Source organism: Corynebacterium sp. KPL2680, assembly GCF_040225675.1.
GTDB classification, from domain to species: domain Bacteria; phylum Actinomycetota; class Actinomycetes; order Mycobacteriales; family Mycobacteriaceae; genus Corynebacterium; species Corynebacterium rhinophilum.
Window position 1 is genome coordinate 51,015 of record NZ_JBEHFM010000015.1, and the last position, 8,977, is coordinate 59,991.

Below are 8,977 nucleotides of genomic sequence, written 5' to 3' on the forward strand. Positions count from 1 at the left end.
TTACTCCGCCTTCCACGAGATTGGAAGGTGCGCATGGCTGGTAAGCCTTGCTCTGCCCAATGCATCACGTCTTACCACAGTAACGTGTCCTTCACCAAAGAGCTTATTGATAGCAGGAAGCCAACCTGGTCGGTCAATAACCTTTTTAGCTCCTATCGAAGTATCTTCACGCAGACCTTCTGCGCTCATTTGGAGTGGGCGGAGCCTCAACTTGGACGGGGAGAAAAATCCATCCAATCTCCAACGCCGGACTTGACCGAATTCGCTTTGCATCTCTGCGATTTGGCCCGTATTGAACTTAGACGTATCAATGACCAGCTCGTCATCGGTGACGAGCCAACCTAGGTACTCTGCTGTATTTTCTGCCAGTGCCTTTCGCAACTTTGGTTCTGCTTGTCGGGCAGACATGGTTTGCGGCTTGATTTCAACAGAAAACAGGTCTTCGTGACGGTATTGAGCGAGATCGGCGTTATAGACGCGAAGCATGCAGTAAACCGGTGCTTTCTTGCCGGGAATCTTGTAAATGCGTGCATGGTGGAAGCGGCTCAGCTCGGCATAGCCGCCACGAACCTTGATGGCTCCCGCACCTACAGGGAAGACTTCAATGTCATCTTCTGCGGTATACCAAGTACCGTGAATGCGGATCCGGCGATCTGGATTTTCTGGGAGTCCGGTTTCCTCATCGAAGTCCGGTTCGCGAGTAAGAGCGCACCACAAAGCTTCACTAGAGGCGCGGTCGATATCTGTGGCGGAGATGGCGTCGCCTACTCGAACGGTCTTCAATTCGCCAATGGTGTCTTCGTGTGCACGCCCATTTCCTAGGCGTAAACGCAAGTTGGAGGTGACGGCGATGCGATCTTCATCCAGTGCCTTTTGCAGCAGGACAGCCAGTTTTTGCATTTTGGGAAGCCAAGCATTCCACGCAGCGCGGTGCTCTGCATCGGATCCGGTGAATTCTTTCCATTGTGAGGTAGCCTGTAAAAGCTGAGCTTCACGCTGTTTATTGGAACGAATGGCTAGGGTTTCCGCGACATAGTTTTGGGTAAACGCAACGACTGCCGCATCGACTGCATGATGCCGTCGGTCGAGTCGGGACTTTCCAGTTCCGTCAATAAACCGTAGCTTGTCGGAGATGCCTGCAGCTCGGCGCGCTTCCGCAGTAAGTTCACCACGGTAGACGTTGACCACAGTATTTTCTTCCTGAAACCGTTGCGCTACTCGGCCGCGCAGCTCATTTGCCATCCACGCTACTGATTCCATGGAACGAGCATCTAAAGGTTCATCGACAACGGTGCGTTTTAACCGGTCGCAGACGTTCTTGCGGAATTTCTTGAAGTCTTTTGAAGTCATTCCGGAGTCTTCCGACCAGTGTCGTGTTCTATCAAGTGCCTCTTTGACGCTGACCCCTGGAATATTGGTTTGCGCAGCCCACACAGCAAAAGGAATGTTCTTCTTTGCAAGGTTGCAGCGGTGGCAGGTGGCAACCAAGTTGTCCCTGGTATTTGTAGAGCCTTCCCCCGCACGCGGAACAATATGGTCCATTTCGCAGGTTGTGTAGGTAATGGGAGAGCCGCAGTACGCACATTGGCAGTTCTGCCTTTGCACGGATTGGTAGCGCCACAAGTCTGAACTACGCAGTTTTCCGTCGATGCCTAGGTTTTCCTGCATTTGCTTGAAGAGCTCTCGGTTCCGCTTGTGGCGGGTGTTATTAGCTCGGTCAATTTCATTGGCTTTAGATTTACTGATGAAGCCATCGCGAACATGCTCAATGACCACAGATTTGGGAGCCCCCCATTCATCTGCTGCAGCTTCTAACCACCGTGCCACTCCTTTAAGGACACGATCTACGGCTGGATTTCCAACGGGTTCGCCAATGCGAGGCGCGGGAGGTGCCCAGTCTTTGGGGATATCAAACTCAGCCAGGCGGGCTTGATAAAGATCCAAATTCTCGTCGAGCATTCGGCTAGTCAGACGCATCAAGGTGTCTTCACTGTATGCAGCACGCCCAATTGGGAGGTGAAGAGAATCTAGTTTCTCTTGTTCAGATTCATCCAAATTCGCGAAGAATGCTTGAACTTGTGCTCCGGCTGGGGAGTCGAAGTCTTCCACCTCGGAGTTAGATAGGGACTTTAACATTGCAGCACGCTCATCGTCGTTGGCACCTTCCCACCAGTGCACGAGAGGTTTTACCTTGCATCCCAGGATAGTTCTGTTGGTGTCGTGCACCGGGGGCGTAGCTCCGGCGCGTTCACCATCATCGGTCATCGTGGCAGTACCACGGAGCTGGCCTCTGTCGATGTTTAAGACCTCGGCAACCTTGAGCCATGTTGGTTCCTCTTTATGAGAGAGGTTGATTAGGTAGTTAAAGACGATGAGTTTTTCGTCTCGGTCGAGAGGGATAGAAACACCGTCGCGGTAGATACGCAGGTTTCCAGTCAAAGCGGCGATTCGGTATTGCTGAAAAGCATCGGAAGCCTTTAGAGCACGGGGTAGCTTTGGTTGCAGCGGGTCTTTCCCTACGCGCCCAATTTGTGCGCCCTTGGGAGATTCTGCGGCGAAAACAAGATCTAAAATCTGCTTTCGCAGGGTGTCATCAATTTTCTGCACTCGGCAGATTTCGTTGATTTCACGAGCGTGATCAATCTGATGAAGCCGGGCCGAGATCACGGCCTGATTAACCTGCTCCTGTGGTTTCTTTTCATCCTTTTTCTTCCCACCACCGCGTAGCCTGTCCTTGCCAAACTGGGCAAATGAAATTAATTGGCCAACGGTAATGGTCTCCGGGATCTTGCGGCCAGAAGACTCCTCGAGTTCTTTGCGGATATGTTCAAAGGCATCGCTCGGCTTGTCGGGGGAGTACAAGCTCGATACTTTCCAGTACGGATTCCGCCAGCCACGGTGGTTGGCAATGTGGCGGAAAGCGATAGAGAGGTACATTCCGCGTTGGGCATCATCGGCGATATATCCATTGACTAAAGCAACGCGTGCGTTCCAAGGTAGATAGGGATCGGAGTAATGCTCAAAGGGGCGAGTTTCCCATCCTTGGGCGGTGAGAAATTTTTCCAGATTTATCATGCGGCGACGCCGGCGGCGATATAAGCGACGAGTTCGTCGAGCTACGCCAGAAGAAGCAAGCCTTGTTACCGCCCGCTTTTGCTGGTCTGGATCTAATCCAGAATCGTGAATAAGCGATACCGAGCTCAGGATATTGATTGGCTGGTCACTATCATCTACTTCAATGGCGGTGCATCCCAGAGAATAGGTGCCAACATCGATACCAACGCGGTAGGAGAGGGACAAGGGAAAGGCCTTTCAGATATGAGAAAAGCCGAACCCGAAGGTTCGGCTGGAGCATTCAACGCCGGAAACGAGCCGACGCTTACTGAGGTTCAGTTCTCATACGAGAATATATCTCATTATTCGTAGCATTTGTTGGCTAAGTAGAATATATCCACCCATTGGGGGTAAAAATTAACCCTGCTGAGTAGTTCCGATGAGCCAGTGTGGACATCCCTTCTTAGTTGGGGGTAAGGAATGCCAGCTACCATGACCTTATGAACATCGATGACGTTCTCGACCGCGCCCACGTAGTCTCCCTCCCACTGGCCGTGAAGTTTCGCGGCATCACCACGCGGGAGGCGTTGCTGATTGAAGGGCCTGCCGGTTGGGGTGAATTTGCGCCGTTCCTGGAATACGGGCCTGCGGAATCGGCCGCGTGGCTGCGCGCCGGGTTGGAGGCCGCCTACGAGGGTTTTCCTAAGCCCGTCCGCGAGTGGGTAGAGGTCAACGCCACCATTCCCGCTGTTCCCGCCAGCGAGGTACCGGCGATTGTGGATCGCTATCCCGGCTGCCGGACGTTCAAGATCAAGGTGGCGGAAAAAGGCCAGACGCTTGCCGATGACATCGCGCGCGTCCACGCCGTCCGCGAACACGTCAGCGCTCGCGGCGTTATCCCGGTGCTGCGCGTGGATGCCAATGGCGGTTGGAGCGTGGCCGAGGCGGTAGAGGCCGCCCAGGCGCTCATGCCGCTGGACTATATGGAACAACCTTGCGCGAGCGCGGAAGAACTGGTGGAGGTGCGCAGGCAGCTCATGCGCAACGGGCTTTTTGTGCGCGTGGCCGCGGATGAATCCATTCGCAAGGTTGAGGATCCGTACCGCGTGGCGGATCTGCAGGCAGCCGATGTAGCGGTGGTCAAACCCGCGCCGCTGGGCGGGGTGCGCCGCGTCCTCGACGTGGCACAGCACCTGCGCGAACGGCACATGGATATTACAGTGGCCTCGGCGCTGGATACTTCCATTGGCATCAATATGGGCTTGGCTGCGGTGGCGGCGTTGCCACAAATCTATGATGACGAAGATATCGACGTCACCCCGGCGGCAGCGGGCCTGGCCACGGGAAGCCTCTTCGAAGAAGATGTCACCGCGCCCCGCCAGCTACACGACGGCCACCTGCGCGCCGAGATCCTCGCCCCAGAACCGGACCGCCTGTCCGCCTTGGCCGCACCGGCTAGCCGCCGCGAGTGGTGGTTCGAGCGCCTGCGGGAATCGTGGCAATTCCTGTAGTTGCGCCTGAAAGCATAAGAAAAGCGCCTGGCATATGCCAGGCGCTTTTGTCTATCTAAACCTTAGACCAACTCGTGGGTGAGGTTGGCCGGGCGGGTGTAGGTATTAACAACCGGGGACCACTTGATGGCGTCGTCCACGATCTTCTGCAGGGTCTCCTTGTCGGCGTCGCCGTCGATGTCGACCTTAACGTTGACGTCGGAAACGCCTGGGCGCTTGTCCTCGCCCAAGTCACCAACGCCCCAGGTTGGGGAGAGGTCGATGTCGCCGACGATGTCGAGCTCCAGCTTGGTCAGGGTAACGCCGCGGTGCTGGGCGATGGCCTGGATGCCAACGTTGATGCAGGCACCAAGACCAGCCTGAGCGACCTCGGTGGGGTTGGGTGCGGAGTCATCGCCAAGCAGTGGCAAAGGCTCGCCCACCTTAATGGTGTGGCCGCGCACGGTGGTGTTATTGCGGAAGAGACCGTCTGCCTCAGTGTGGGAGCGGACGTGCTTCTTAGCGCCCTCAGGGTTGTCGATGTTCTTCTGTGCTAGGTCATTGAGCTTCTCGCCGTCAATGGGCTCGAGAGCGTCGCCTTCTTTGTGGTTCGGGGTGAGATCAGACATTAAATTGCTCCTTGTATCAGACGATTATTTACTGATGGCGCCATGGTAGCTCGAAGGTAAATATAAATCTAGAACGAGAGGTCTATTTTGTAGAGAAAGGCAGGTCTGTGATGAATAAAAATAAGGACACCGCATTTCCTAGCTTGTGAATTTAGAAATTGACACCATAGTGTACCTAGCCTAGGTTCATTCTGAACAAACCACTTGGTCTAGTTGAGAAAGAACATATGGTGCACAACCGAAACCTGTCGCGACGGCAGATACTGCGCAGTGCAGTGGCAATGGGTGGGGTAGCAGTAGGCTCGCAGATGCTATCTGCATGCTCCTCGCCGCGGCAGAAAAGCAACGCCCAGTCCGGAAAATCTGGGCAGGGCGGGGAAACCCTCACCATCGGATTCGTGCCCATCGCGTGCGCGTCACCGTTGGTTGCAGCCGATGGCTTGGGTGCCTTCGCAAAGCAGGGCCTCAACGTTGAGCTGCGCAAATTCGCGGGGTGGGCGGATCTCTGGACCGCCTATGCCACCGGCGCCTTAGACGTGGCGCACATGCTCTCGCCCATGCCGCTGGCCATCGATGCCGGGGCTACCAATGCCTCCCGGCCCACCGAATTGGCCTTTACGCAAAACACCAACGGGCAGGCACTGACCTTGTCCACCTCCCACCTGGATACCGTGTCGCGGCCTGAGGATCTAAAGGGCATGGTGCTAGGCATCCCCTTTGAGTATTCGGTGCATGCGCTCTTGCTGCGCGATTACCTCGTGGCCGGCGGGGTGGATCCGGTCTCTGATGTGGAACTGCGCCTCTTGCGCCCGGCCGATATGGTGGCCCAACTTTCGGTAGGCACCATCGACGGGTTTATTGGCCCAGAGCCCTTCAACCAGCGCGCCCTGACTACCGGCTCGGGCCGCGCCTTTGTTCCCACCCGCCAGATGTGGGAAAACCACCCGTGTTGTTCGGTGGCCGTGGCGAAGGAAGTGGACCGGGGCGTGCGCGACCGCGTCGTCGCGGCGCTGCAGGAAGGCGCGCAGTACGTCGATAGCCCAGACCACGTCCATGAATCGGCGTCCATGCTGGCTAAGGAGAAGTACCTGAACCAGAAGGAAGAGCTGATTTCGCGGGCGCTCGCCGGAAACTACACCACTTGGGACGGCAAGGACACGGTGGATCCACAGATGATCAAGTTTGGCGGCCGCACCTCCGCCACCGCAATTACGTGGATGGGCACCCAAATGGCCCGCTGGGATCTGGGCGGAAGCGCGATGCGGATGGATGACCAAGCGTTGCTAGATGTCACGAAATCCGTCTTACCGCGCGAAGCCGATCTCACCACGGACCCGGTGAAAATCAACGGCCATAGCTTCGATCCCCTGCACCCCACCGCCGGATACCAGCGTTAAGGACTCTTGCCTTATGACCACAGTAAAAAATGACAGCGCCAGCACCAGTACTAGCACTGCATACTCCACTGACACCCAAGCAACGTCCCGTCCAGGTCGCACCGCCAACGCCAGCCGCAAGAAGCGGCGGGATAGCCCGTGGAAGGCGATGGGCCTGGGCATCGCGCTTTTTATTGTTTTTATCGGCATCTGGCAGGCGGTCGCAGCTGCGGGCTGGCTTTCAGATATCGCCCCCACTCCCGCGCGCACCTGGGATAGGGCCGTAGAGATCCTTTCTGATCCCTTCTACCGGGATGGGTCGGCCTCGGTGGGCATCTTTTGGCACATGGTGGCCTCCCTGCGCCGCGTGCTCATTGGCTTTGTCATCGCCATGGTGATAGCTATTCCGCTGGGCTTTTGGCTGGGGTCCTCGGACACCTTCCGCCGCGCGACCGATCCCTTTGTCCAGATCCTGCGCCCTGTATCCCCGCTGGCATGGCTGCCGCTAGGCCTGGCATTGCTTCGCGATGCCGAGAATACCGCCGTCTTTGTCATCATCCTTTCGGCCTTGTGGCCGACGCTGCTCAATACCATCGAGGCGGTCCGCGGGATTCACCCCACGTATAAGAACTTGGCGGCCACGCTCGGCACGAACCGGATGCAACAGCTCCTCTATATCGTCGGCCCGGCGGCGCTGCCGGGGATTATCACTGGCATGCGGCAATCGCTATCGACCGCCTGGTTGGTCATCGTGGCCGCGGAAATGCTCGTCGGCGGCCAGGGCGTCGGCTTCTTTGTTTGGAATATGTGGAACCGTCTTGATATTGACGCCATCGTTGTGGTCATCGTGCTTATCGGTGTCATCGGATTGGCCCTGGATTACCTCGTTGCTTCCCTGCAGAAAGTGGTGCGCTATGACTAATGCCCATATCGAGTTTGCCGGTATTACTAAAAGCTACGGCCCAACCAAGATCATTGGGGATACCTCCGTATCCATTGGAGAAGGCGAGTTCGTATCCCTGCTGGGACCATCGGGCTCTGGCAAATCCACCATGCTGAATATGATCGCGGGCCTCGCTTTTCCCTCTACCGGCGAGGTGCGCGCGCGAGGCGAGGCCGTCACCGGCCCAGGTCCAGACCGCGGCGTGGTATTTCAAAATCACGCGCTCCTGCCGTGGATGACGGCGCGTGGGAATATCGAATTCGGACTGCGTTCGGCCCGCCCGGAACTATCCAAGGCGGAGCGCACCCAGATTGCACAGGATTTCCTCGATGAGGTCAGCTTGGGCCATGCGGCAGATAGGCGCCCGTCGCGGTTATCCGGTGGCATGCAACAGCGCGTCGGTTTGGCGCGCGCCTTTGCCATTGGCTCGGATATTCTATTGCTCGATGAGCCCTTCGGCGCTTTGGATGCGCTTACCCGCCGCCAGCTGCAGTCGCTGCTGCTAAATGTGTGGGAAGAAAACCGCCGCACGGTGGTCATGGTCACCCACGACGTGGATGAGGCGGTGCTGCTCTCGGATCGCATCTTGGTGATGTCGCCGGGGCCAGAGGCCACCATCATCGAGGACATCGAAGTAGGGCTGCCCCGCCCGCGCAGCGGCAGCGAAGACTCCGCGGTGGTGGAGCGCAAAAATGAGCTGCGCGAACGGCTCCTTGGGCTGCTCGAAAACGGCTAGAGCGAGAGGATGTTCCTATATAGGTTGTCAACTTCGTGGGTGGGCTTGTTGGGGGTGTGTTGACTTTAGGTTGCTGCGGCGTTGAGTCTTTTGCCTTCTTTGCGTTTTCGTTCATAGAATTGCCGGGAACGCTCGTGGAATCTGATCGATGCAAAAGACGATTGCCATAGGGCGTTCTTTAATTTTTTGTTGCCAGCCCGATTGGGCGAATTCGACATAAGGGCCTGACCCCCGAAATGTGGACACGTCGGGGGTAGCTGTGCTGCTTTAGTTAGTGTAGCTGAAGTCTCGGCTTCAAAGACATCAGGAGCTACAAGATTGCACCAGGAGTGGCACCTTCGGGTGTTGTAGCCCATGCACCACCGAAAGACTTCCTGGCGGCAGCTGATTGGACTTTCAAAGAGTTTCCTATCACGCAGTACTTCCCGCTTTAAGGTGGCGTTAAATGATTCTGCCAGGGCATTATCGGCACTCGTTCCAACCGCGCCCATGGACTGGCGTACACCTAACGATGAGCAGTAGTTTCTAAATGCTTGTGTGAAGTGTCCCAGGTTTTGTTCCGTTTGAGTAGATGGGAAAATCTGGAACGTGCCGAGAAAATTTGACCAGGATGCCAAGGATCGTGTGGTCCGTCTCGTGGAAGACCGCATCTTGGCGGAAAACATGTCGATGTGGGCCGGGCTGGTTTTTAAGACCGGGCGGTTTGAGTGCCTTCCTGGGTTTGGTGCCATTGGTTGGCGTACTCAGTC

At 56.5% G+C, this 8,977-nt stretch carries 6 protein-coding genes and 2 pseudogenes; 4 read left to right on the plus strand and 4 right to left on the minus strand.

The features are described from left to right. Entirely contained in the window at positions 1–3,300 is a 3,300-nt protein-coding gene (gene cas9 / locus ABRP66_RS08570; protein WP_284864871.1) for a type II CRISPR RNA-guided endonuclease Cas9, read from the minus strand. 254 nt (positions 3,301–3,554) lie between these two features. Between cas9 and ABRP66_RS08575 the strand changes: the two genes are divergently transcribed. Next, the gene (locus tag ABRP66_RS08575) at positions 3,555–4,565 is read left to right on the plus strand and encodes an o-succinylbenzoate synthase (protein WP_284851921.1); all 1,011 of its coding nucleotides are present in this window, start codon (positions 3,555–3,557) and stop codon (positions 4,563–4,565) included. A 62-nt stretch (positions 4,566–4,627) separates the two neighbouring features. Here the strand turns inward: ABRP66_RS08575 and ABRP66_RS08580 are convergent, their stop codons facing one another. Beyond that, entirely contained in the window at positions 4,628–5,173 is a 546-nt protein-coding gene (locus tag ABRP66_RS08580; RefSeq protein WP_284771027.1) for an OsmC family protein, read from the minus strand. Positions 5,174–5,400: 227 nt separating this feature from the next. On the opposite strand from ABRP66_RS08580, the gene ABRP66_RS08585 reads away from it, so the two are divergent. Genes ABRP66_RS08585 through ABRP66_RS08595 form a run of 3 tightly spaced genes read left to right on the plus strand, consistent with a single transcriptional unit; the run spans position 5,401 to position 8,228 of the window. Then, positions 5,401–6,570 carry an ABC transporter substrate-binding protein gene (locus ABRP66_RS08585; RefSeq protein ID WP_284785385.1) on the plus strand — a complete coding sequence of 390 codons (1,170 nt, stop codon included), beginning with the start codon at positions 5,401–5,403 and terminating at the stop codon, positions 6,568–6,570. A gap of 13 nt (positions 6,571–6,583) precedes the next feature. Next, positions 6,584–7,471 (plus strand): ABC transporter permease, encoded by an 888-nt coding sequence (locus ABRP66_RS08590; protein ID WP_284785387.1) that lies wholly within the window; start codon positions 6,584–6,586, stop codon positions 7,469–7,471. Continuing rightward, a complete protein-coding gene (locus ABRP66_RS08595) occupies positions 7,464–8,228 on the plus strand; it encodes an ABC transporter ATP-binding protein (protein WP_237801468.1) in 765 nt (254 codons plus the stop codon). Before ABRP66_RS08590 ends, ABRP66_RS08595 begins: the two co-directional genes overlap by 8 nt. A gap of 74 nt (positions 8,229–8,302) precedes the next feature. On the opposite strand, the pseudogene ABRP66_RS08600 reads toward ABRP66_RS08595, so the two are convergent. Beyond that, positions 8,303–8,452: pseudogene (locus tag ABRP66_RS08600) on the minus strand (IS110 family transposase); the annotation flags it as partial. A gap of 99 nt (positions 8,453–8,551) precedes the next feature. Beyond that, positions 8,552–8,809: pseudogene (locus ABRP66_RS08605) on the minus strand (integrase core domain-containing protein); the annotation flags it as partial. Between the last annotated feature and the right edge of the window lie 168 nt (positions 8,810–8,977).